The sequence below is a fragment of the Alteribacter natronophilus genome (assembly GCF_006007885.1).
GTDB lineage: Bacteria > Bacillota > Bacilli > Bacillales > Salisediminibacteriaceae > Alteribacter > Alteribacter natronophilus.
Genome location: NZ_VCRO01000006.1, coordinates 134,992 through 157,359, shown reverse-complemented (window position 1 = coordinate 157,359; position 22,368 = coordinate 134,992). Strand labels below are relative to the sequence as shown.

The 22,368-nt window shown below is 49.8% G+C and carries 20 protein-coding genes; 13 read left to right on the top strand and 7 right to left on the bottom strand.

Going from position 1 to position 22,368, the window contains the following annotated elements:
* Positions 1–97 precede the first annotated feature (97 nt).
* From FGB90_RS17205 to FGB90_RS17175, 7 genes are all read left to right on the top strand, one after another.
* Positions 98–2,107, top strand: a complete 2,010-nt coding sequence (locus FGB90_RS17205) for a beta-galactosidase (protein WP_138812101.1) — start codon at positions 98–100, stop codon at positions 2,105–2,107.
* 381 nt (positions 2,108–2,488) lie between these two features.
* Complete coding sequence (locus FGB90_RS17200; RefSeq protein WP_138812100.1) at positions 2,489–3,043, top strand: glycerol-3-phosphate responsive antiterminator; 555 nt, start codon at positions 2,489–2,491, stop codon at positions 3,041–3,043.
* A gap of 109 nt (positions 3,044–3,152) precedes the next feature.
* The gene (glpK, locus tag FGB90_RS17195; RefSeq protein ID WP_138812099.1) at positions 3,153–4,649 is read left to right on the top strand and encodes a glycerol kinase GlpK; all 1,497 of its coding nucleotides are present in this window, start codon (positions 3,153–3,155) and stop codon (positions 4,647–4,649) included.
* A 266-nt stretch (positions 4,650–4,915) separates the two neighbouring features.
* Positions 4,916–6,622, top strand: coding sequence for a glycerol-3-phosphate dehydrogenase/oxidase (locus tag FGB90_RS17190; RefSeq protein ID WP_281280072.1), 1,707 nt, complete (start codon positions 4,916–4,918; stop codon positions 6,620–6,622).
* 231 nt (positions 6,623–6,853) lie between these two features.
* Positions 6,854–8,593 carry a phospho-sugar mutase gene (locus tag FGB90_RS17185; RefSeq protein ID WP_138812098.1) on the top strand — a complete coding sequence of 580 codons (1,740 nt, stop codon included), beginning with the start codon at positions 6,854–6,856 and terminating at the stop codon, positions 8,591–8,593.
* 164 nt (positions 8,594–8,757) lie between these two features.
* Positions 8,758–8,949 carry an aspartyl-phosphate phosphatase Spo0E family protein gene (locus FGB90_RS17180; RefSeq protein ID WP_138812097.1) on the top strand — a complete coding sequence of 64 codons (192 nt, stop codon included), beginning with the start codon at positions 8,758–8,760 and terminating at the stop codon, positions 8,947–8,949.
* A complete protein-coding gene (locus tag FGB90_RS17175; RefSeq protein ID WP_138812096.1) occupies positions 8,949–9,548 on the top strand; it encodes a pentapeptide repeat-containing protein in 600 nt (199 codons plus the stop codon). The genes FGB90_RS17180 and FGB90_RS17175 overlap by 1 nt, the downstream gene beginning before the upstream one ends.
* 58 nt (positions 9,549–9,606) lie before the next feature.
* Here FGB90_RS17175 and FGB90_RS17170 read toward each other — a convergent pair whose 3' ends face one another.
* The 3 genes from FGB90_RS17170 to FGB90_RS17160 are packed head-to-tail and all read right to left on the bottom strand — an operon-like array spanning position 9,607 to position 11,725.
* On the bottom strand, positions 9,607–10,305 hold the full coding sequence (locus tag FGB90_RS17170) for a P-II family nitrogen regulator (protein ID WP_138812095.1): 699 nt from the start codon (positions 10,303–10,305) through the stop codon (positions 9,607–9,609).
* On the bottom strand, positions 10,302–11,033 hold the full coding sequence (locus FGB90_RS17165; RefSeq protein ID WP_138812094.1) for a DUF1538 domain-containing protein: 732 nt from the start codon (positions 11,031–11,033) through the stop codon (positions 10,302–10,304). Before FGB90_RS17165 ends, FGB90_RS17170 begins: the two co-directional genes overlap by 4 nt.
* Positions 11,030–11,725 carry a DUF1538 domain-containing protein gene (locus FGB90_RS17160; RefSeq protein WP_138812093.1) on the bottom strand — a complete coding sequence of 232 codons (696 nt, stop codon included), beginning with the start codon at positions 11,723–11,725 and terminating at the stop codon, positions 11,030–11,032. Before FGB90_RS17160 ends, FGB90_RS17165 begins: the two co-directional genes overlap by 4 nt.
* A 441-nt stretch (positions 11,726–12,166) precedes the next feature.
* On the opposite strand from FGB90_RS17160, the gene FGB90_RS17155 reads away from it, so the two are divergent.
* Positions 12,167–13,183, top strand: a complete 1,017-nt coding sequence (locus FGB90_RS17155) for a nuclease-related domain-containing protein (protein WP_138812092.1) — start codon at positions 12,167–12,169, stop codon at positions 13,181–13,183.
* 279 nt (positions 13,184–13,462) lie between these two features.
* On the opposite strand, the gene FGB90_RS17150 is transcribed toward FGB90_RS17155, so the two are convergent.
* Positions 13,463–15,007, bottom strand: a complete 1,545-nt coding sequence (locus FGB90_RS17150; protein ID WP_138812091.1) for a peptide chain release factor 3 — start codon at positions 15,005–15,007, stop codon at positions 13,463–13,465.
* Between the two features lie 215 nt (positions 15,008–15,222).
* Between FGB90_RS17150 and FGB90_RS17145 the strand changes: the two genes are divergently transcribed.
* Complete coding sequence (locus FGB90_RS17145; RefSeq protein ID WP_138812090.1) at positions 15,223–15,513, top strand: hypothetical protein; 291 nt, start codon at positions 15,223–15,225, stop codon at positions 15,511–15,513.
* Positions 15,514–15,551: 38 nt separating this feature from the next.
* Complete coding sequence (locus FGB90_RS17140; RefSeq protein ID WP_138812089.1) at positions 15,552–15,803, top strand: hypothetical protein; 252 nt, start codon at positions 15,552–15,554, stop codon at positions 15,801–15,803.
* 151 nt (positions 15,804–15,954) lie between these two features.
* Here FGB90_RS17140 and FGB90_RS17135 read toward each other — a convergent pair whose 3' ends face one another.
* The 3 genes from FGB90_RS17135 to FGB90_RS17125 form a co-directional block, all read right to left on the bottom strand.
* Complete coding sequence (locus FGB90_RS17135) at positions 15,955–17,214, bottom strand: ammonium transporter (protein ID WP_138812088.1); 1,260 nt, start codon at positions 17,212–17,214, stop codon at positions 15,955–15,957.
* Positions 17,215–17,421: 207 nt separating this feature from the next.
* Positions 17,422–18,381, bottom strand: a complete 960-nt coding sequence (gene pfkA, locus FGB90_RS17130) for a 6-phosphofructokinase (protein WP_138812087.1) — start codon at positions 18,379–18,381, stop codon at positions 17,422–17,424.
* 97 nt (positions 18,382–18,478) lie between these two features.
* Complete coding sequence (locus FGB90_RS17125) at positions 18,479–18,733, bottom strand: hypothetical protein (protein WP_138812086.1); 255 nt, start codon at positions 18,731–18,733, stop codon at positions 18,479–18,481.
* A 400-nt stretch (positions 18,734–19,133) separates the two neighbouring features.
* Here FGB90_RS17125 and FGB90_RS17120 point away from each other — a divergent pair, with 400 nt between their 5' ends.
* The 3 genes from FGB90_RS17120 (at position 19,134) to FGB90_RS17110 (ending at position 22,362) form a co-directional block, all read left to right on the top strand.
* Positions 19,134–20,579: a SulP family inorganic anion transporter gene (locus FGB90_RS17120; protein WP_138812170.1), complete on the top strand. Its 1,446-nt coding sequence runs from the start codon at positions 19,134–19,136 to the stop codon at positions 20,577–20,579.
* Positions 20,580–20,601: 22 nt separating this feature from the next.
* Positions 20,602–21,024 (top strand): universal stress protein, encoded by a 423-nt coding sequence (locus tag FGB90_RS17115; protein ID WP_138812085.1) that lies wholly within the window; start codon positions 20,602–20,604, stop codon positions 21,022–21,024.
* A 258-nt stretch (positions 21,025–21,282) separates the two neighbouring features.
* Positions 21,283–22,362: a M42 family metallopeptidase gene (locus FGB90_RS17110; RefSeq protein WP_210237257.1), complete on the top strand. Its 1,080-nt coding sequence runs from the start codon at positions 21,283–21,285 to the stop codon at positions 22,360–22,362.
* Positions 22,363–22,368 lie beyond the last annotated feature (6 nt).

Sequence of the window (22,368 nt, the reverse complement as noted above, 5' to 3'; positions counted from 1 at the left end):
ACGGAGATCCCCAAAGGTTAATCATAATACAGGCAAAAAATTTAGTTTCCTCATAAATGACTTCATAGAAAATCACAAATGAAAAGGTGGTATCTCAATGTATATTGGTGTCGATTATTATCCTGAGCAGTGGCCGAAAACCCGCTGGTCTGAAGATGTAAGAATGATGAAGGAACTTGGGATCAATGTGGTTCGAATTGCCGAATTCGGCTGGAGCCTTATGGAGCCTGAAGAGGGGAAATATGATTTTTCCCTTTACGACGAAGCGATCGATCTTTTTCATAAAAACGGAATTGATGTGGTCCTTGGAACACCGACCGCAACTCCTCCCGCATGGATGGTTAAAAAGTATCCAGAGATCCTTCCTGTGGACGAAAACGGGGTAACCATTTCCTTTGGAGCCCGCAGGCACTATACAGTAAACAGCGCCACCTATCAGGAGTTTTCCAGGAAAATTACTGCAGAGATGGCGAAGCGCTACGGCAGTCATACAGCTGTAATCGGCTGGCAGACTGACAACGAATACGGTCATGAAAAATCAGATCGGAGCTACGGCGATGAGGACCGCGCCCGCTTTCAGGACTGGCTGAAAGAAGAGTACGGGACTCTTGAGAAGCTGAATGAAACATGGGGTACCGTTTTTTGGAGCCAGACATATACAGAGTGGGATCAAATTCCGGTTCCCCGGAAAGTGTATCAGGAGCATAACCCGAGCCTGCTTCTTGATTTTGACCGGTTCTGTGCAGAAGCCTACAACCGATATAACCGTCTGCAGGTGGATGAACTTAAAAAGCATATTGAGGAACGGCAGTTTATTACCCATAACTTTGTCTACACGGGTCTTGCTCTCAACCAGAAGGAAATGGCGAAGGATCTGGATTTTATCTCCTTTGACAACTACCCGGTCTGGGGCGGGCTTCCAGAGCCGATTACCCCGGCTAACATCGCCCGTCAGCACGATCTGTGCCGGGGAACAAAGAGCGGGAAGGGATACTGGGTAATGGAGGAGCTCTCCGGTGCCCAGGGCTGGGGCCGGATCGGCTATCTGCCGCGCCCTGGTCATATACAGCTGTGGACATACCAGGCGATCAGCCGTGGTGCGGAAGCGATCGTTTACTTCCGATGGCGTGCAGCCCGGTTCGGGACCGAGGAATTTTGTCACGGGATCCTGGACCACGACGGCAAACCGAAGCGGAAGTTCGAGGAAGTGAAGCGGGTTATCGATAATATGAAAGTGTTTGGTGATGAGTGGATCGAATCTGATTATAAAGCGGATGTGGCAGTATACCATGACCCTGAGAATGACTGGGCGTGGCAGATCCAGCCGCAGAGTGAAGTGTTCAACTACGTGGATGAATTTCTCCGCTTCTATGAACCGGCTCATGCCATGAATGCGAAAACAGACATCATCAGTGATGTAGAGGAGCTTGACGGCTACAAGGTTGTAGTAGTTCCTGTTTATTTCCTCACTAAAAACGGCTTTACGGACAAACTGAAACAGTTCGCTGCTGCAGGGGGAACCGTGGTGCTTACGTACCGCTCAGGCGTAAAAGACCGTTTTAATGTTGTTACAGACCAGACGCTTCCGGGAGATCTGTCTGAGCTTGCAGGCATCGAAGTGAACGAGTACGAGTCCCTTCAAAGCGGCCAGATTAACCGGGTGGAAGGAACGGCCGGACCGATTGAGGGGATGACGTCGGATGCCGCAGTGTGGTGTGACCTGATCGACCCTGCCGGCGCCGAAGTGCTTGCGGAATACAGCGACACATTCTATTCCGGCACGGCCGCTATTACGAAGAACAGGACTGGTAAAGGAACCGTTTATTACATTGGAAGCGGTCTGGACCAGGAAATTCTGCGCCCACTGTACCGTGAGATTTTCGCACAGTCCGGAGTGCCGGTTCTCGAAACACCTGAAGGGGTCGAGGTACTCAGGAGAGGGGATAGGGAAACAGAGTTTCTCTCAGTACTGAACCACAATACAGACAGCGCATACACAGTGGAGCTTCCTGAAGGGGAGTGGAAGGATCCCGTAACTGAGGAAGTTTATCAAGGCCCCATGGAAGTTGGTGCTCTCGGCAGCATTGTACTCAGAAAAAAATCCTGATTTAGAATAGAAAATTGATTAGGTCAGAGAGGGCTGCAGCCCTCTCTGGTCTTTTCATTTAGCTCTTTTCGTAAAGATTGTTGCTATTGGTATTATTTTTTGGAGCGAAAGGCCGCGATTCCAGCGGGAAAAGCAACAGCCGAAGATCCCGCAGGGGGATTTTCCCGAGGAGGCTGAGGTGTTGCCCGCGGAAAGCGTCGGTCTGCAGCGTAGAAAAACAACAATCTCTCCGAAAACAGCCTTTCGTTTTTACGGTTCGGCAGCGTCCACGGCGGTGGCTGGGGCACTAAACTGTTTTGCGGCTGCCCCGCGTCCACTCTGTCAGCCTTGTCACCTGTCTCCGAAAAAAGGTACTATTATATGGAGACAGGAGTGAATCGGATGAATGATAATAACCAGAAGCTGCTCCCGGCAATCCGCCAGATGAAAGACTTTGACTGGCTGCTGGAGAGTTCATATCAGACAATCGTTCTGTTGGAAAGTCACGTGGGACAGTTACGTAGTATGGTGAGAGCAGCAAAACGGGCCGGCAAAATGATGTATGTGCACGCCGACCTCGTTTACGGTCTGAAAAATGATGATTATGGAGCTGATTTTCTCTGTCAGGATATTAAAGTGGACGGCCTGATATCCACCCGGAAAAATATGGTCATTAAAGCTAAAAAACACAGCGTTTCCGGTATACAACGGCTTTTTCTGCTTGATTCCATGGCCCTTGAAACCAGCTACAGGCAGATCGCTGTCACCAAGCCGGACTTTATCGAGGTGCTGCCGGGAGTAGTGCCGGACCTGATTGCAGAAGTAAAGGAGCGAACAGGAATTCCAGTTATTGCCGGCGGGCTTATCCGGACAGTCAGGGATGCGGAACAGGCTCTGCAGGGGGGGGCATCTGCCGTTACAACCTCCAAAAAGGAAATCTGGAAACATTACGCGTAACACCTGGCAATTGGAGGTAAAGGTAAGGGTGAGAATTGAAATGAAGAGTCGACTTAGACCAGCCCCTTCACTAAATAAATAAACAGCAAGTCGTACAGGAGGAGAAGTCATGGGGAAAAAATACATTCTGTCCCTCGATCAGGGGACCACAAGCTCGCGTGCTATTCTTTTTGATAAAAATGGTGGCATCCGGGACACTGCCCAGAAGGAATTTGAACAGATTTATCCAAAACCGGGATGGGTCGAGCACAATGCCAACGAAATCTGGACGTCCATTCTCGGCGTCATTGCGGAAGTCCTGAACAAAACAGGAGTACAGGCGAAGGAAGTTGCAGGAATCGGCATTACGAACCAGAGGGAGACGACGGTAGTCTGGGAGAAAGAAACCGGACGTCCCATTTATAACGCTGTCGTATGGCAGTCCCGGCAGACTGCAGAGATCTGCACCGAACTGAAGGAACAGGGGTTTGAAAGCCGCGTGCGTAAAAAAACAGGTCTTCTTCTTGATCCTTATTTTTCCGGAACGAAAGTAAAGTGGATCCTCGATCAGGTGGAAGGTGCGCGGGAAAAAGCGGAAAACGGGGAGCTCCTGTTCGGGACGATCGACACCTGGCTCATCTGGAAGCTTTCCGGAGGGAAGGCACACGTGACCGACTACTCCAACGCCGCACGTACGCTTATGTTTAACATCCATGATTTGAAATGGGATGAAGAGCTGCTGAAAATGCTTGATGTGCCGAAAGCGATGCTTCCTGAAGTGAAGCCATCCTCGGAAGTTTACTCCACTACCGTGGACTACCACTTTTTCGGTGAGGAAGTTGCCATTGCAGGAGCTGCGGGTGACCAGCAGGCTGCCCTGTTCGGACAGGCGTGCTTTGAAAAAGGGATGGCGAAAAACACTTACGGTACAGGCTGTTTTATGCTTATGAATACCGGGGAAAAAGCCGTTACCTCCGAGCACGGTCTGCTGACGACAATTGCATGGGGGATCGACGGAAAAGTCGAGTATGCCCTTGAAGGAAGCATTTTTGTGGCAGGTTCAGCCATCCAGTGGCTCCGGGACGGCCTGCGAATGATTAAGAAAGCATCCGAGACTGAACAATACGCCGAAAAGGTGGAATCAACCGACGGTGTATATGTAGTTCCGGCGTTTGTAGGTCTCGGGACCCCGTACTGGGATTCAGATGTACGCGGCGCGATTTTCGGTCTGACACGTGGTACGGAAAAAGAGCATCTGATTCGTGCAACACTTGAATCCCTTGCGTTTCAGACAAAAGATGTGATGGAAGCGATGGAAAGCGATGCCGGTATCCCTGTTAAACAGATGCGGGTGGACGGGGGAGTTGTAGCAAACGATTTCCTCATGCAGTTCCAGAGTGACCTGCTGGACAAGCCGGTGGAACGTCCTGTTATTCAGGAAACAACCGCCCTTGGTGCAGCTTACCTTGCCGGCCTGGCGACAGGCTTCTGGAGCGACCGGACTGAAATTTCCCGCCAGTGGGATGTGGACCGCCGCTTTGAGCCGGAAATGGACGAAAAAACAAGAGACGGCTGTTACAGAGGATGGAAAAAGGCAGTGGAAGCAGCGATGGTGTTCAAGCCCTGATTTGTGAAAGTAAGATCTCGCAAAATAAAACCCGTCATGCTGTGACAGGAGCCTTTACCCCGGCCGAAAAGTATACTATAATAATAGTAAGTTCATAATCAGGTCGGAGATTGGGAGAAGACCACAGCATTTACAGTTCCCGGGTGAAAAACGCTCATCCGGAGGACGGGGATTGCTGTGGTCTTTTTTCGTACCCTTTGCCCGACTCAGTATAAAACAGACCGAGGGGACACTCACATCCCCCATACACGAAAGGGTGCATTGATTTGGTAAAACCATTTTCAGCGATTCAGAGAAACGCTTATCTGGAAGAAATGGAAGGAAAGGAGCTCGATCTGCTCGTAATCGGAGGGGGGATTACCGGAGCAGGGATCGCCCTTGATGCAAGTGTCCGCGGACTGTCCACGGGGCTTGTGGAGATGCAGGACTTCGCTGCAGGTACATCGAGCCGCTCAACAAAACTCGTTCACGGGGGACTCCGTTACCTGAAGCAGCTGGAGATTAAGCTTGTAGCCGAAGTGGGAAAAGAGCGGGCCATCGTTTACGAGAATGCTCCTCACGTGACAAATCCTGAATGGATGCTTCTCCCGATTTATAAGGACGGCACGTTCGGGAAGGCGGCAACAGCTGTCGGCCTCAAAGTGTACGATAAGCTTGCAGGCGTTAAACGCAAGGAACGCCGTAATATGCTCAGCCGGAAGAAAACACTGGATAAGGCGCCTCTTCTCAGAACTGACGGACTTAAAGGCGGCGGTGTCTATGTGGAATATAAAACGGACGATGCCCGTTTAACACTTGAGATTATGAAAGAAGCAGTACACCGCGGGACGAAAGCAGTAAACTATACGAAAGCAGAAGAGCTTGTCTATGAAAATGGCCGTGTTGCCGGAGTGAAGGCAACGGATCTGATGACAGGCAGGGAATTTACAATTCGGGCAAAGCGCGTTGTAAACGCTGCTGGGCCATGGGTGGATGACCTCCGTGAAAAGGACGGTTCAAAAAAAGGGAAGTATCTTCACCTTACAAAAGGTGTCCATCTCGTGGTAGACCAGTCCCGCTTCCCGCTGAAGCAGGCGGTCTATTTTGACACAGAGGATGACGGCCGGATGATTTTTGCCATCCCTCGTGACGGTAAAACGTACGTAGGGACAACAGATACGTTTTATGACGGGAGAATTGCGAGCCCGCGCATGACTCAGGCAGATCTTAATTATATTCTCGATGCGGCAAACTACGTGTTCCCAAGCCTCAAGCTGGAGGAAAAAGACGTGGAGTCCAGCTGGGCGGGCCTCCGTCCGCTCATCCATGAGGAAGGGAAATCGGCTTCCGAGATTTCAAGAAAAGACGAAACGTTTATCTCCGAATCCGGCCTCATTTCCATCGCCGGCGGAAAGCTCACCGGCTACCGGAAAATGGCTGAGCGGATTGTCGATATGGTTGCAAAGGATCTCGGTGTGAAAGCAAAGTGCACAACTGATAAAATCGTCCTCTCCGGCGGCGACGTTGGCGGCTCTGAAGGTCTCGGTCCGTTTATTAAAGAGCAGACAGCTGCAGGGGCGGCGCTCGGACTTTCAGAAGCCGAAGCTGAGAAGCTGGTAAAGCTGTACGGCTCAAACGTAAAGAGAGTGTATGAAATTCTTGAAACCTCAGGGGAGGAAGCCCGCCATTTCGGACTGCCGAAAAGCGTGTTTGCTTCTCTTGTGTACGGTATTGAAGAGGAAATGACGGTCACACCGATTGACTTTTTCAACCGACGGACAGCGGCACTGTTCTTTGATATCCACTGGGTCAAAGAGTGGAAAACAAACGTAACCAATTATCTTGCTTACCGCCTTCACTGGACTCACGAGCAGCGGGAAATGTTTGAAAATGAGCTGGAAAAGGAAATCTCCTACGCGACTCATCCGGAAGAAAAAGTCATGGATCATTCGAGTAAACATGAAGCGGCGGAACAGGACAAAGTTCCACAGTAATTTCCCCGATATTCTTGGCTTTTCCTGACAAGCACCGTATAATAAAAGAAATGAAAGCGCCCTGCCATAATTGAATGGAAAGGGCGTTTTCGTTCACTGGGAAAAGTACATAGAATGCTGTCTCCGCCCGTTATTTCCGATGAGCTTAACAGCGCTCCTGTTAAGTGAAGGAAGCGGCGGATCGACAGCGGAGTTTATATTCATCAAATACATACTCATGAGGAGGAACGTATGGACTGGAAAAAGCAGTTTGAGAGATGGATGGGATTTGAGGATCTCAGAAGTGATCTCCGCGAGGAACTTAAACATAATGAAAACAATGAAACGTACCTGGAAGACAGTTTCTACAAAAACCTGGAGTTCGGCACCGGCGGTATGCGTGGGGAAATCGGACCGGGAACGAACCGGATGAACATCTACACGATCCGTAAGGCGGCTCAGGGCCTTGCCGACTACATGAAAGCAGCCGGTGAGGATGCCATGTCACGCGGTGTTGTTATTGCCCACGACAACCGCCGCCAGAGCGATGCCTTCGCTCTTGAGGCTGCCTGCACACTAGGGGCAAACGGCATTAAAGCGTACGTAATCAGCGAACTGCGCCCAACCCCGCAGCTCAGTTTTGCAGTCCGTGAGCTGAATACACATACAGGCATCATGATCACGGCAAGCCACAACCCTCCTGAATATAACGGCTTCAAAGTTTACGGGGAAGACGGAGGCCAGCTTGTTCCTGCTGATGCGGACAGGCTGATTGAAATGGTCAATGCGGTTGAGGATGAGCTGCTCATCAAAACAGCGGAAAAAGAAACGCTTGAGCAGGAAGGTCTCCTTGAATTTGTGCTTGAAGATATGGACAGGAAGTACGGCGATAAACTTGAAACGGTTGTCGTTGACAGTGACCTGGTTCAATCCATGGGTGAAGACCTGAGCATCGTGTTCACACCTCTTCACGGAGCAGCACAGCAGCCGATGATGGATGGATTTGCACGCTGCGGCTTTTCCAATGTTCACGTGGTGGAGGAACAGGCAGTACCCGATACGGAATTTTCAGCTGTAACCTCACCCAACCCTGAAGAACACCGGGCGTTTGACCGTGCCATGGTACTCGGGGACAAGCGTGGTGCCGACGTGCTCATTGCAACCGATCCGGACGGTGACCGTGTCGGTGTAGCTGCCAAAGACAAAAACGGGCAGTATAAAGTTCTTACCGGTAACCAGACAGGAGCACTGATGCTTGATTACCTTCTCTCTAAGAGGAAAGAAGCAGGGACCCTGCCGGATAACGGTGTTGTTATCAAAACGATCGTGACCTCTGAAATGGGCCGCCGCGTTGCCGGTGAATACGGGGTCGATACACTGGACGTCCTTACAGGTTTCAAATTTATAAGTGAAAAGATCAGAAACTTTGAGAGCAGTGGCGAAAATACGTACCTGTTCGGGTACGAAGAGAGCTACGGTTACCTGATCGAACCTTTTGCAAGAGACAAGGATGCCATTCAGGCTGCGCTTCTCGCCTCCGAAGTGGCTGCGTACTACAAGAAGCAGGGAAAAACCCTTCACGACGGGCTTCTTGACCTGTTTGAAAAATACGGATGCTACCTGGAGGACCTTGAATCGTTCGTATTTAAAGGCAAAGCCGGCGCCGAAACGATGAATGCCATGATGGATTCTTTCCGCGAGTCACCGGTTAAGGAACTTTCCGGACAGAAGGTGAAATACCAGGAAGACTACCTGACAGGTCTTCGCACGTACGTTCAGGACGGAGAAGAAAAGGAGATCGGCCTGCCGCTGTCCAATGTCATTAAAGTGGTTCTCGAAGATGGCTCCTGGTACTGCCTGCGTCCATCAGGAACTGAGCCGAAAATCAAAGCTTACTTCGGGGTGAACAGGCCTGAAATTACCGAAGCTGAACAAGCACTTGAATCCCTGAAAGCGGATGTACTTGAAAAAGTAAACACCGCAACCTCATAACCGTTCCTATGGTCAGTGAGTAAAATACTATAGTAAAAAAGCATATTGTTCTTATAGCAATATGCTTTTTTACTTCCAAATCCGAACGACTTTGGTTATAATTGGTTTAACAATATCTGTGAAAAATGTCAGCTTACACAGATGAAGAGCGGGGTAGTGAGGAAATGGTACTAGTAAATGACCTTAAGCGTTTCGTGGAGGAAAAGCGGGCCTTAATGATGGAATCAGCCAGAAAAAACGGCCTTACCGCAGAAGAGACGGTCCGTTACAGCCAGGAGCTGGACGAGCTTCTGAACCGTTATCAGAAACTGAGCGGGCAGGACAGCCGTTATTCAGAAAGTGCCGGTTCAGTATAATGATCGAAAACGGGGAATTTGCTGATTCTTCCTTTGACGGCGAGAACTGGACAGGAGAAGAGCTCATCCGCTGTACGTATACGAACTGCAGTTTCCGGGGGGCTGATCTCCAGGGGATCGGAACAGTCCGTTCCTCATTTATCAGCTGTGACTTCAGCGGAGCAAAGCTGAACGACTCCACCCATGATGGATCACAGTTTACGAACTGCCGGTTTACCAGCACAAATCTTTGGACTACCCGTTTCTCTTCCTGTAAGATGACGGGCTCAACTTTTGAGGGAGCGACCCTCACTGGTTTTGAAATCGCTGAAGGTGACTGGTCGTATGTAAACTTCAGGCTTCACGATCTGAGGAAAGCCCGGTTTGACAGGGTTGTGCTCAGAGAAACAGACTTTTACGAGGCGGACCTTTCAGGTGCCGTTTTTACAGGCGCGGACCTGACCCGTGCGATACTGCATAAAGCAGTGCTGAAAAAAGCAGATCTCCGTGGCGCGGTGATCGAAGGGATCAATTTCCGTGATGTGACCCTCGACGAAACGAAGCTCGACTGGAATCAGGCGCTCCGCCTTGCTGAAAGCTACGGGGCGAAGATTGACTAATAAACAGGTGAAGGCTCCGGACCAAGTGTCCGGAGCCTTCCGTGTATTATTGCCTGCGCTATTCTTCCTGTTTGTCCTGGAGCAGGTGGTGTATGCCGACCGTATCCTCTACGGGAAGGACAAAACTGATTCCCTTACCCGGCTGGTTCAGTCCGGTTCCTTCTTCAATTTTTCCAAGCACCTCTTTTGTTTTGTTTCTCTGGATAAGTGTCAGCACTATATCCTTTTCCGGTTCTATGTTCAGTGAGAGGATCTTGGCCTTTTCATGAATGCCGCTGCCCCGGCCGCTGAGAATGGTTCCTCCCTCTGCGCCTGCAGCGATCGAGTTGTCGACAACTTTTCCCGCATTGCCCTTATCCACAATGGTCACGATCAGATTGAAGCCCTTTGTGTTGTCAGTCATGTCATCCAGATCCTCCTTTTCAATCTCTTCATAGTCGATATGGCTCATCCCTATTGTTTTTCTGATATCGAGAATGCAGCCGATACCTTTTCCCTTTGTGTTGAGCTTTACAGCGTCTGTGATAGCTTCCATCACAGACGGAAGGATGTGGTCCGGCACGAGGGTAAGAACGACATCCTTTTCGTAAATCCTGTCGAGCCCGAACGTTTTGCCTTTTTCATGAATGCCGACACCGCTTCCGAGAAGAACCGTCCCGCCTTCCGCACCAGCTTTCTTGGAGGCTTTTGTTACCTTTTTTGATTTTCCACGCTTTACGATCGTGACGATCAGTTTGTGGTCGTGTTTTTCCTTCATGATGCTGATCGCTCCTTCCATTTATAGATCAGACCGAGTATGAGGACCGAAAGTATTGGTGTAATGGCCACAAGGGCAATCATCCCGAACCCGTCCATTAAAGGATCCCGGCCTTCAGTCACTTCCGCAATTCCAACGGCAATAGCGAGAATAAAGGTAACCGTCATCGGACCTGTTGCCACTCCGCCGGCATCGAAGGCGATACTGATAAAACGATCCTTCGAAAAAAAGATAAGTGTAAGTGCCAGGGCATAGGCAGGTACGATGATAAACCAGAGCGGTATACCAATTACGATCCGGACCATGGAGAGCGCGATCGAACAGGCGACACCGATGGAAAGTGTAAACAGCATTACATTTTTTGAAATCGAGCCTGCTGTCACCTTTTCCACTTCGTAGTTTAGAATACGGATTGCCGGTTCGGCAAACGTCGCTGTAAAACCGAACAGAAAGCCGAGTATAGGGAGGAGGAGTAAAGTGTTCTCCCTTTCTCCGAGCAGCTCGCCGATTACCTCACCAGCCGGGAAAAAGCCGACTTCCACTCCCTGAAGAAACAGGGACAGCCCGATGAATGTGAGGATGATTCCAATGAATATATTGCGGATCTTTTCTTTTTCAAGCTTGAGGAAAAAGAACTGAAATACCAGGAAAAATACGAGCAGGGGGATGACGGCCATCGTCACTTCAAGAAGGACGTGATCAAAACCCTGAAAAAGTTCTGCGATCATCCGTAAATCACCCCCAGAATCATGACAGCTATAATAGGCCCGATTGAGGCCAGGGCCACCAGACCGAAACCTTCACCAGCCGATGACTTGCTGCCGCGGATGACAGATGCCACACCAACCCCGAGAGCAAGTATGAACGGAACCGTCATGGGGCCGGTCGTCACACCGCCCGCATCAAACGATATCGGGATAAAGTTTTCCGGAGTGAACAGGGCAAGAATAAACACCACTGCGTATCCGCCGAGAAGGAGATACTTCAGTGGAATCTCATAAATGGTGCGCGCCATGGCGAGGGCAACAAATATGCCGACGCCGAGTGCCACCGTATAAATAAGCGTTGTGTTTGATATTTCCCCGCCGGATACCTGATCCACCTGAAGAGCGAGCACACGCACATCAGGTTCAGCGATCGTAACAGATACTCCGAGTATGAAGCCGACCCCGATAATGAGCCAGACTTTTCCCGACTTCGGAAGGGTGGAACCGATCATCTCACCCACGGGCAGAAGCCCGATATGTACCCCCAGCAGGAAAATGAAAAGCCCCAGTCCAACCATCACCACACCGAATAAAAAGCGGATAAAGACGTCTGCCGGCATACCGATCACGGTATATTGAAGAACGATTATCAGCACGGCCATCGGCATAATTGCGAAAGTAACTTCCTTGAACTGGTCGATTGCGTTTTTCATATCATCGCTCCAATGTTTATGTTGTATATACGTTATCATGGATTATTTACCCTGTAATTGGAAAGCTTACTCGTTTGTTTTATTTTTGGAATTTTCTGAAATTAAGGGTTACAAAATGCCGTTTATGGTGTATAATAGTAAAAAGGAACCAGAAAGCGGTGATTGCCCCTTGGCGATTATTTACATCTGCAAGCAGTGTAATGGCGCCGGCACGATTGAAAGGAAGCGATGGTTTATGACGAGACGCAGCTCCTGCCGCTTCTGTGAAGGAAAGGGAAAGAGAAGATTCATTAAGGAAAGTGTTTAGCCGCACGCCGCACTCCCGAGGGAGGTGTGGTTTTTTTGTGTGTTTTGCCGGGGGCTGGATTTATAAATAAATGGGCAAATAGGAGGGTTTTCATAATAAATGTCGAATAAGGGATTCTGAAGGGAAGGGATCTAATGTTAATTCGGAAGCCCCGCACCAGACCACTCGAAATCCTCGCATACGAAGCGCTGATCAGACGCCTCCCGGACAACCACCCCAGAAAACCGGACTTACTTTCGGCATTCCGTTCCAGATTATCCGGACACAATGGCGAACGAAATACCGAACACTACATAAACTCAGCAGATGTCATCCCGTTCCACGTTTACCACAACCTCCGCTTCGAACACTCCCCCAATGAATATGTCCAAATTGACACTCTTCTTCTTGCTAGGCAACTCGCCATCATACTGGAAATAAAATATTTAGGTGGCAAATCACTTTTCTTTAAAGGTGATGCCAACCAGGTAATACAGACTTCCGATGAAGGGGAGCAGAAAACATACGACTGTCCCGTCATGCAGGCCCGCAGGCAGAAACACAAACTTCTTAAGTGGTGCCGCAATCTGAACTTTCCAAGCATCCGCGTGGAACATTTTGCCCTCATGGCAAACAGCCGCCCCGAACTCATCTTCAGCGAAGATTACTGTGAACGATGGCGTGTATTCCGCAGTACCGCTCTTGAATTTCGCCTTCAGGAGCTCACGATTTTCAACAAACCCCCAGATGATCCCATGCCGGAAGAGACATTCCGGCAGCTTGATCAGGCACTCCTCGACGCCCACGAGGAGTTCATCCCCAATTTGCTGAAACGACATAAAATTCATTTTGATAATGTGATCAAAGGGGTATTCTGTCCTGAATGTCCCGCAGTGCTTATGACCCGCACAAGCAGAGGGTGGGGCTGTCCCGTTTGTCTGTCCCGCTGCAGCACTCGTAGTGCTGTAAACCGCACCCTGCGGGAGTATTGTCTTTTTGCGGGGAGGATAATTACAAATGCCACTATATCGAGGTTCCTCGGATTGGACAGCCCTTCTTTGACAAGTAACATCCTGAGAAGAACCGTCCTTCCAAAATCCGGGGACAAACGGGGGAGTGTCTACAGTCTGAAGGGGTTGCTGACCGAGGGTAAGGAGGCTAAGGACAATTAATTTTCTGTAAGGACAATGAGTTCAGTGTAAGGACAATTAATTTTCTGTAAGGACAATGAGTTCAGTGTAAGGACAATTAATTTTCTGTAAGGCCAATAAGTTCCGTGTAAGGACAATTAATTTTCTGTAAGGACAATTAGTTATGTGTAAGGACAATTAATTTTCTGTAAGGCCAATAAGTCCCCCCTCTCTATACCCCCAACACAAAAAGCCCCGCGCACCATAACGTGCGCGGGGCCCGATACAACCAGCCGTTTACCCGCTTCAGGGGTGGCTTCGCTACTCCAGCATCTCCCACCCGGTAGAAAGCTTCAGATCCGGATACTTATCCTGGAAGAAACGCAGGGCAAACTCGTTTTCAAACAGCAGCACCGAGCGGCCGTGCTGATCGTTGACTAGCATCTTCCGGCTGTCCGTCATATTATCCGTCACCTCACCGCCGGTCACCCAGCGCGCCAGCTCGTGCGTCATGTGCTGAAACTCGATGTCCACATTGTACTCGTTTTTCATCCGGTACTCGAACACCTGGAACTGCAGCTCACCAACCGCCCCGATAATGTAATCCTCAAAGTACGGCGTCTTGTAAAGCTGAATCGTTCCTTCCTGAACAAGCTGCGTCATACCTTTATGATACTGCTTGTGCTTCAGGGCGTTTTTCGCCGTTATCTTTGCGAATTTTTCCGGCGGGAACTGGGGCATTTCCTCGTAGCGGTACGGCTCGTTTCCGCTCACAATCGTGTCGCCCACCTCGAAGTTCCCCGAGTCATACAGCCCGATAATATCCCCCGGAACTGCATCGTTTACCGTCTCCCGGTCCGACGCAAAAAACGAATGACTCTGGGACAGCTTCATCTTTTTGCCCGTACGCGACAGCATCACTTCCATCCCGCGGCTGAACGTCCCGGAACAGACACGCAGGAATGCGATCCGATCACGGTGGTTGGGGTTCATGTTCGCCTGAATCTTAAAAATAAACCCGCTGAATACAGAACTTTCCGGATCAATCAGTTCTCCGGAAGCTTTCCGCGGCTGCGGCGGCGCAGCGTGCTCAACGAACTCATCGAGAAACGACTGCACACCGAAGCTCGACAGAGCACTACCAAAAAACACCGGCGTGAGTTCCCCGTTGCGGACCTTATCCTGCGTAAACTCGTTGCCTGCCTCATCCAGAAGCATAAGCTCCTCTTCAAACTGATTTTTCTCGTAGTCTTCAAGGAAATCCTGCTCATCGTAATCCACAATCACGCGCTCGTGAGTCTCATCATATACCTCAATTTTGTTCGTACCGCGGCTGTAGATACCTTTAAGCGTTTTTCCCATACCGATCGGCCAGTTCATCGGGTAAGTCTCCATCTCAAGCACTTCCTCGATCTCCGACAGAAGATCAAGAGGCTCTTTCCCCTCGCGATCCAGCTTGTTAATGAACGTCAGAATCGGAATTCCGCGCATCTTACACACCTTAAACAGCTTCAGCGTCTGGGCCTCGATCCCCTTCACACTGTCGATCACCATCACAGCCGTATCCACCGCCGTCAGCGTCCGGTACGTATCCTCACTGAAATCCTGGTGCCCCGGCGTATCCAGAATATTAATCTGCACATCATTATAAATCAGCTGCATCACACTGGACGTCACCGAGATCCCGCGCTGCTTCTCAATTTCCATCCAGTCCGACGTAGCAAACTTGCCGCTTTTTTTTCCTTTAACCGTACCCGCATCACGGATCCCGCCCCCGAGATGGAGGAGCTTCTCCGTCAGCGTCGTTTTACCCGCATCCGGGTGCGAAATAATCGCAAACGTGCGGCGTGGCCGTTCCTGTGTCATCGTCAAAACCCTTTCCGTTTATAAACTTCAAGCCCCCTTGAGGGCAAAGAAAACAATCATCTGACCACCAAAAAGCCAGGCCCTGCAACAGCCCGCCTGAACACTTTTCGTAATCCATCTCCTCATTATAAACAAAATAAGGACAGGAATCACGCCCAAAATGCATGACTACCCGCTGAAGCGGGAAAATAACAAGGGAAGAGGAGGGGAAACCGATGACCGAAGAAACAGCACAGAAGCAGGAAGACAGAAAAGACGCGCGGATTTTTTACTCGATAATGACGGGGATTTTTCTGATCGTGACGCTTTCAAGCATCGGCTATGTGTTTAACTCTGCCGCAGAGCGGACACTCAACTTCCCGACGCATCTGCTTGCGATTGGATTCGGGTTCGGTGTCTGGAGTATTCTGCTGTGGAGAAGAAAACAGAACGCATTTGCATACGTGCTTACACTATGTTCAGCATACGCCCTTTTACTCGTACTATTCACAGTAATTGCATCCTGACCGCATTACAGCATATAAACAACAGGAGATATGACACCATGAATAAACAGCGCTGGATTTGGATCGCCGCCGTTCTCGTCACACTGATCGTCGGCGTGCTTTTTTTCAACACAGCGGAATCCCCGGGACTGCTGGCATCGCTTCCATACCATCTGCTCATCGTCACTGCACTTTTCGGTGTGTGGGCGTCGTTTGAGTGGCGGAAGGGTCACAGAAAACTTGCCTACCTGTTCATTGCCATTGCGGTGTACGCTTTCTCGGCATTCTGCTTTACGACGATTGTTCTGTAAACTTTACTATCAGAAGCTCCGTTTTACGCCGTCCGCCCGCTTACCGGGGCCATGCGGCGAGCGGACGTAAAAAGGGACCGCCCTGGCTGAAGGGGCGGTCCTTTTATGGGGAAGCATCTATCTGATCTCCTTCATAGAGGGGATCGCGCAGTTATTTCGCTTCTTCGGAGGCGAAGTTTTCAGGGTAGCCGTAGCTCCCGTGTTCGCTCATATCGAGGCCGAGCAGTTCTTTTTCACGGGAGACCCTGAGTCCGCCCACAAGTGGACGAAGAAGAAGCAGCAGGCCGTAGGAAGCACCAAAGGCAAATACGCCGCATGCAACAACGCCGATCGCCTGAACCCCGAGCTGGGAGAAGCCGCCGCCGTACAGAAGTCCAGCAGAGCCGCCGTTCATCGCAGCGAGCTGGGGTGTGGCAAACAGTCCGGTGGAAAGGGTGCCCCACACACCGGCCATACCGTGAACGCTGAGGGCATAGATCGGATCATCAATCCCGCGGCTTTCAAAGAACTTCATACTGTAGTAAACGAGAACACCTGCCACAAACCCGATAATTACCGCTGCCCACGGTGCGACGAAAGCACACGAGGCGGTAATCGCCACAAGTCCTGCCAGTGTCCCGTTGAGCATCGTCGGAACATCGGCTTTTCCTTTATCCACCCACGTAATGAGGAGGGCGGCAAGGGCACCGGCCGCTGCAGCAAGCTGGGTTACAAGAGCGACGTAACCGAAGAAGCCGTCATCAACACCGAGCGTGGAACCTGCGTTGAATCCGAACCAGCCGACCCAGAGAATGAGGACTCCAAGTACTGTGTACACCTGGTTGTGCCCGCTGAGCGGGTTGGACGAACGGTCGGCGTTAAATTTGCCGATCCGCGGTTTTAACAGAAGTGTGGCAGCGAGTGCGGCCATGGCTCCGGTCAAATGAACTACGGTGGAGCCGGCGAAGTCCTGTTTCTCGAGGCCAGCCAGCCAGCCCGAGCCCCAGATCCAGTGCGCCACCACCGGGTAAATTACAGCGGTAAACAGAATGGCAAAAATGATATATACAGATAATTTAGCACGTTCGGCAAAGCCTCCGAACGCAATTGCGAGGGCAATACCCGCGAACGCCAGCTGGAACATAAAGTCCACGGATCCCATCAGCCCGTCGGATACACCGGTAAATTCACCGAAGAAAAAGTCCGTCATGCCGATAAAGGTGCCTTCTCCGTAAATGAAGCCGTAGCCGACGGCCCAGAAAGTAATAGAAGCGAGCCCGAAAGCAAAAATTGATTTACCGGCTGTATGACCGGCATTTTTCATCCGGGTGGATCCGGCTTCCAGGAGGATAAATCCTCCCTGCATGAGTATCACCAGCACAGTGGCAAAAATGACCCACATATTGTTCATGAGAAAAATACTGTCTTCCATCCAGATCGTTCCCCTTTCAATTTGTAGTACATAAACATCATAATATTTAGAATTTTCAGCAACAACAAAGCAGTCAGATAATGTAACACAGTATTTTCAAATGAAAGGGGAGGAGAGACTTGAATTAAAAAAACAGATAAGTCCAAATGTCATCACTGCTGCATAAAAAAACGCCTCCACAGCCGGAGGCGTCAGCAGAACAAAGTATCAGATCGACAGCTCAATCGCGAGCTTATAAAGATCTTTGATGTCATCATTTTCCTTGTCCTGAACCACGTAGTCAAAATCGTGAACCGAGATCTGGTTCTTCTCGAGTCCCAATGCTTTGCCCGATTCACCTTCCATAAGAAGCTCCACGGCCCGGGCACCAAGTCGTGATCCGAGCATACGATCCAGTGCAGTTGGAGAACCGCCGCGCTGCACGTGACCGAGGATCGTCACCCGCGTATCAAAATTCGTTTTTTCTTTAATGTACCGGCCGATTTCATCTCCGCTTCCGGCACCTTCTGCCACAATAATGATGGAGTGCTTTTTCCCACGCTTAAAGCCTTCCTGGATCCTGGTAATCATATCATCCCGGCTTGATTCCACCTCGGGAAGCAGAATGCTTTCAGCACCGCCGCCTACTCCGCACCATGCAGCGATATCCCCGGCATCGCGGCCCATAACTTCCACCACATATGTCCGCTCGTGGGAGGAGGCTGTGTCCCTGATATTGTCGATTGCCTGAATAACTGTGTTCATGGCTGTATCAAAACCAAGGGTGTAATCCGTGCCGCGGATATCGTTATCAATCGTCCCCGGGAGGCCGATGGCGCGAATGCCGTTTTCATGAAGCTTCTGCGCTCCGCGGTAGGAGCCGTCCCCGCCGATCACAACCACACCTTCAATACCGTGCTGCTTTAGTACCTCCACAGCCTGGGCCTGTCCTTCCGGAGTCTTGAACCGCTCGCTTCGTGCAGAATAAAGGACCGTTCCGCCCCGGTGGATGATGCTTCCCACATCTTTTAGCTCCAGCTGCTTAACGTCGTTTTCCATCAGCCCTTCAAAACCCCGGTAAATACCGAATACATCCAGGTCATGGTAAATTCCTTTTTTTACAACGGCCCGTACCCCTGCGTTCATACCAGGCGAGTCGCCACCGCTCGTCATAACTGCAATTTTCATGAGAATCACTCCGTTCAGTAAAATAGGCCTGTCCGGCTGAATACCGGCAGAACTTAGTTTTACCAATATGGTAGCGTTTTCCCGGGAGGAATGCGAGCTAAACAATTTCAATGATCACCAGTTCCTTTTCAAGCTCAAGGAGGTATTCTTCATAGATCTCTTCAAGGAGAGCCTCTTCGGTTGTATTGATTTCTTTTTTCAGATAAATAAAATTCCCGTGGATGTAGTATTCCGATCCGTCACTCCCGGCGATAATCAGTGCGGGGGCTCTGTCGGTTTCGTTAAACGGGGCCGTGCTTACAAACATGTAGTCCACCCGGGAAGTATATTGAATCACAACGTACAGCATCACTGCAGCCCGCCCCCTCATCCAGAATTGTTTGTAATACTGTATGACAGGCAGGAACTGCGTGTATAAGCGTATTCATTATATTCGGAATTGTTTTATTTTAAAGTTGTGGCGGAAAAGTGAAAAGGAGTGAAAATGAACGTAAAGAGAAGGAATTTGAAGGATATACCGGATGATTCCCGCTTATATCGTATTTCGTGTTTTTAGTAATTTCTGTTAGAATTCAAGCTGTTTGCAACGGACCCCGACTTTCGTGAAAGTCGAAAGTCACCATAATATAATCGCAATGATTTGCCGGGTGACAAAAGCTGCGTACGGATGGAAAACAGCTTGGAACGGATCCTGATAGATTACTGACGGAAAAACCAGAGAAAGAGGTGCAGTTTTGAGTTACGCAGAAAAAATGAAAAATGAATGGTTTGGCAATGTGAAAGGGGATATCCTTTCGGGCGTTGTCGTAGCTTTAGCCCTGATCCCGGAAGCGATTGCTTTTTCCATTATTGCCGGTGTCGATCCGATGGTAGGTCTGTATGCTGCGTTCTGTATTGCAGTAGTCATTGCCTTTGTAGGCGGACGGCCGGGTATGATTTCAGGTGCCACTGGTGCTATGGCACTTCTCATGATTACGCTCGTAGCGGATCACGGACTTGAGTATCTGCTTGCAGCTACGATTTTAACCGGAATTATCCAGGTGTTATTTGGTGTATTTAAACTTGCAAGCGTGATGAAGTTTGTTCCAAGGTCAGTCATGATTGGATTCGTTAACGCACTTGCAATTCTTATTTTCATGGCCCAGCTCCAGCACTTTGTCGGTGAAACGTGGATTATGTACATGCTGGTAGCCCTGACTCTGGCCATAATCTACGTTCTGCCTAAATTTACGAAGGCGGTGCCGTCACCCCTGGTGGCCATTGTCATTGTCAGTGCGGTCGCTATCTTTATGAATATGGGTGTGCGGACCGTAGGTGACATGGGCGCACTGCCTGCGACTCTGCCGATGTTTGCCCTGCCGAACATTCCGCTGACGTTTGAAACGCTTATGATTATTCTTCCGTACTCGCTTGCGCTTGCTATGGTCGGTCTTCTTGAGTCACTTCTTACAGCATCGATTGTGGATGACATGACCGACACAGACAGCGATAAAAACAAGGAAAGCCGTGGCCAGGGGGTTGCCAATATGGTAACCGGCTGCTTTGGCGGAATGGCCGGCTGTGCCATGATTGGCCAGGCCGTAATTAACGTTAAATCGGGGGGACGGGGACGCCTGTCTTCACTTGTGGCCGGGACGGTTCTTATGTTCTTAATTCTTGTCCTCGGCGACCTTGTCGTTCAGATCCCGATGGCAGCACTTGCCGGTGTCATGATTATGGTTTCTATCAGTACATTTGACTGGGGTTCAGTCCTCAACCTTCACAAGATACCGAAGACCGACGCGATCGTCATGATCGTGACCGTAGGTACTGTCGTTTACACGCACGACCTGTCAAAAGGAGTTTTTGCAGGAGTATTGCTGAGCGCGATCTTCTTTGCAGCTAAAATCTCAAAGGTGAAAGTGGAAAAATACGTGGACAAAAAAGCAGCACGGATTACGTATCAGATTACCGGGCAGCTGTTCTTTGCTTCTGTAACCGAGCTTCTTGAAAAGGTTGATTTCGAGGGAAAAGCAGACGAAGTCGTAATTGATCTTCACAATGCCCACATGTGGGATGACTCGGCTGTTGGTGCCATCGATAAAATTGAGTCGAAATTCAAGGCCCGTGGTGTTAAAGTGAAAATAATTGGATTAAATAAAGAAAGCACGGATCTTATGGACCGTGCAAGCGGATTAAGCAAGGCGTCCGGACACTAAGGGGAAAGTCGGTGAAACGTCCATGTTTAAAAGAATTCTTCTGGCAGTCGACGGGTCGGAACACGCTGACCGCGCCGCTGAAAAAGCGATAGGTCTCGCAAAACTTCAGGGGGCAGGAGCATCTGTCGAACTCGTCTATGTGGTTGATGCAAAAAAGTCAAAATCCGATGTGCTGAAATACGGGGATTCGGACACAGCGACTTATAAACGTAAGGAAATGCTTCAGGTCTACGAAGCGAAATTGTTCAACAAAGGCATCAAGTCCGAAACAACCGTCCTGTTCGGATCGCCTGCCGAAACGATTATTGAACATGCCAACGACGGCAAATACGACTGCCTCGTCATGGGAAGCCGCGGACGCAACGAATTTCAGACATTCGTTCTCGGCGGCGTCAGCCATAAAGTGATGAAGCACGTGAAAGCACCGGTTATGCTGGTGAAATAAATTCGACAAAAGCTTCTGGAGCCATTGGGACTTCAGAAGCTTTTTTTGTTCCTCATCATGCTGGGACAATAGTAGGAAAAATGATAAAAACAGTTAGAAAAACCTTTAAAGTAGTTAGAATTATTTTAAAAGTAGTAAGAAAAAACCTGTAATCAGTTAGAAAAAGGCCCTAGTATAAAAAATCCAGCACAAATTAACACGTCAGCATCAATAAAAAACCTTCTCACCGGCGCATACTAACCGGGAAAGAGGTGACTTGTGTCCATGGATGATAAAACGCGTAATTTTATGAAGGAACTAACAAATGCAGAAGGTATTCCGGGCTTTGAGGATCGTGCCTACAAAGTGATGAGAAAAACGATCGAACCGATGAGCGAGGAAATCGTAACCGATAACTTCGGCAGCATTACCGGCCGGATCGGCCAGTCAGGTCCAAAAGTCCTCCTTGCCGGCCACCTGGATGAAGTAGGCTTCATCGTAAGCAGTATTACAAAAACAGGATTTATAAAGTTCAAGCCTCTCGGTGGATGGTGGGGACACGTAATGCTATCCCAGAGAGTAAAAGTGATGACAGCCAAAGGGGATCTCACTGGTGTGATCGGCTCGAAAGCACCGCACGTCCTTGCACCCGAGGAACGTAAAAAAGTACTTACTATCGACAAAATGTTCATCGATATCGGTGCGACGAGCGACGAGGAAGCGCGCGAGTTCGGCGTTGAAATTGGAGATCCGATCTGTCCGTCAGGCGACTTTGAAGTGCTTCCAGGGGGCAAAATGCTTCTTGCCCGCAACTGGGATAACCGTGCCGGCTGCTACGTAGCGGCCAAAGTGCTGGAGAAACTTCAGGGACAGCAGCTCCCGAACACGCTTTACTCTGGGGCTACCGTGCAGGAAGAGGTGGGACTTCGCGGTGCCCAGACGCTTATCCAGACGATCAAGCCAGATATATCGTTTGCCACAGACGTTGGAGTGGCGGGAGATACACCCGGCATGAACCAGGAAGCAGCCAACCTGGAGCTCGGCAAAGGACCGATTATCGGTTTTCTCGACCGCTCCATGATTCCGCACCGGAAGCTTCGTGATTTTGTCGTAAACCTGGCAAAAGAGAACAATATACCGTTTCAGCGTGAACTTATGAGCGGAGGAGCGACGGACGGAGGGAAGTTTCATATCGAAGGAAGCGGGATTCCGACACTCGTTGTAAGTGTACCTTCGCGATACATTCATTCCCACGTATCCATCGTGCATCTGGACGATCTGAACCACGCCGTGGATCTGCTTGTTCATACCATATCAGCACTGGATGAACAGACCGTTCAGAGCATAAAAGGACTTTAACAGAGG

What these genes read in the sequence shown, in the direction of transcription:
- FGB90_RS17205 (WP_138812101.1), top strand. Translation starts at nt 98, where the DNA reads ATGTATATTGGTGTCGATTATTATCCTGAGCAGTGGCCGAAAACCCGC.
- FGB90_RS17200 (WP_138812100.1), top strand. Translation starts at nt 2,489, where the DNA reads ATGAATGATAATAACCAGAAGCTGCTCCCGGCAATCCGCCAGATGAAA.
- glpK (WP_138812099.1), top strand. Translation starts at nt 3,153, where the DNA reads ATGGGGAAAAAATACATTCTGTCCCTCGATCAGGGGACCACAAGCTCG.
- FGB90_RS17185 (WP_138812098.1), top strand. Translation starts at nt 6,854, where the DNA reads ATGGACTGGAAAAAGCAGTTTGAGAGATGGATGGGATTTGAGGATCTC.
- FGB90_RS17180 (WP_138812097.1), top strand. Translation starts at nt 8,758, where the DNA reads ATGGTACTAGTAAATGACCTTAAGCGTTTCGTGGAGGAAAAGCGGGCC.
- FGB90_RS17175 (WP_138812096.1), top strand. Translation starts at nt 8,949, where the DNA reads ATGATCGAAAACGGGGAATTTGCTGATTCTTCCTTTGACGGCGAGAAC.
- FGB90_RS17170 (WP_138812095.1), bottom strand. Translation starts at nt 10,305, where the DNA reads ATGAAGGAAAAACACGACCACAAACTGATCGTCACGATCGTAAAGCGT.
- FGB90_RS17165 (WP_138812094.1), bottom strand. Translation starts at nt 11,033, where the DNA reads ATGATCGCAGAACTTTTTCAGGGTTTTGATCACGTCCTTCTTGAAGTG.
- FGB90_RS17160 (WP_138812093.1), bottom strand. Translation starts at nt 11,725, where the DNA reads ATGAAAAACGCAATCGACCAGTTCAAGGAAGTTACTTTCGCAATTATG.
- FGB90_RS17155 (WP_138812092.1), top strand. Translation starts at nt 12,167, where the DNA reads ATGTTAATTCGGAAGCCCCGCACCAGACCACTCGAAATCCTCGCATAC.
- FGB90_RS17150 (WP_138812091.1), bottom strand. Translation starts at nt 15,007, where the DNA reads ATGACACAGGAACGGCCACGCCGCACGTTTGCGATTATTTCGCACCCG.
- FGB90_RS17145 (WP_138812090.1), top strand. Translation starts at nt 15,223, where the DNA reads ATGACCGAAGAAACAGCACAGAAGCAGGAAGACAGAAAAGACGCGCGG.
- FGB90_RS17140 (WP_138812089.1), top strand. Translation starts at nt 15,552, where the DNA reads ATGAATAAACAGCGCTGGATTTGGATCGCCGCCGTTCTCGTCACACTG.
- FGB90_RS17135 (WP_138812088.1), bottom strand. Translation starts at nt 17,214, where the DNA reads ATGGAAGACAGTATTTTTCTCATGAACAATATGTGGGTCATTTTTGCC.
- pfkA (WP_138812087.1), bottom strand. Translation starts at nt 18,381, where the DNA reads ATGAAAATTGCAGTTATGACGAGCGGTGGCGACTCGCCTGGTATGAAC.
- FGB90_RS17120 (WP_138812170.1), top strand. Translation starts at nt 19,134, where the DNA reads ATGAAAAATGAATGGTTTGGCAATGTGAAAGGGGATATCCTTTCGGGC.
- FGB90_RS17115 (WP_138812085.1), top strand. Translation starts at nt 20,602, where the DNA reads ATGTTTAAAAGAATTCTTCTGGCAGTCGACGGGTCGGAACACGCTGAC.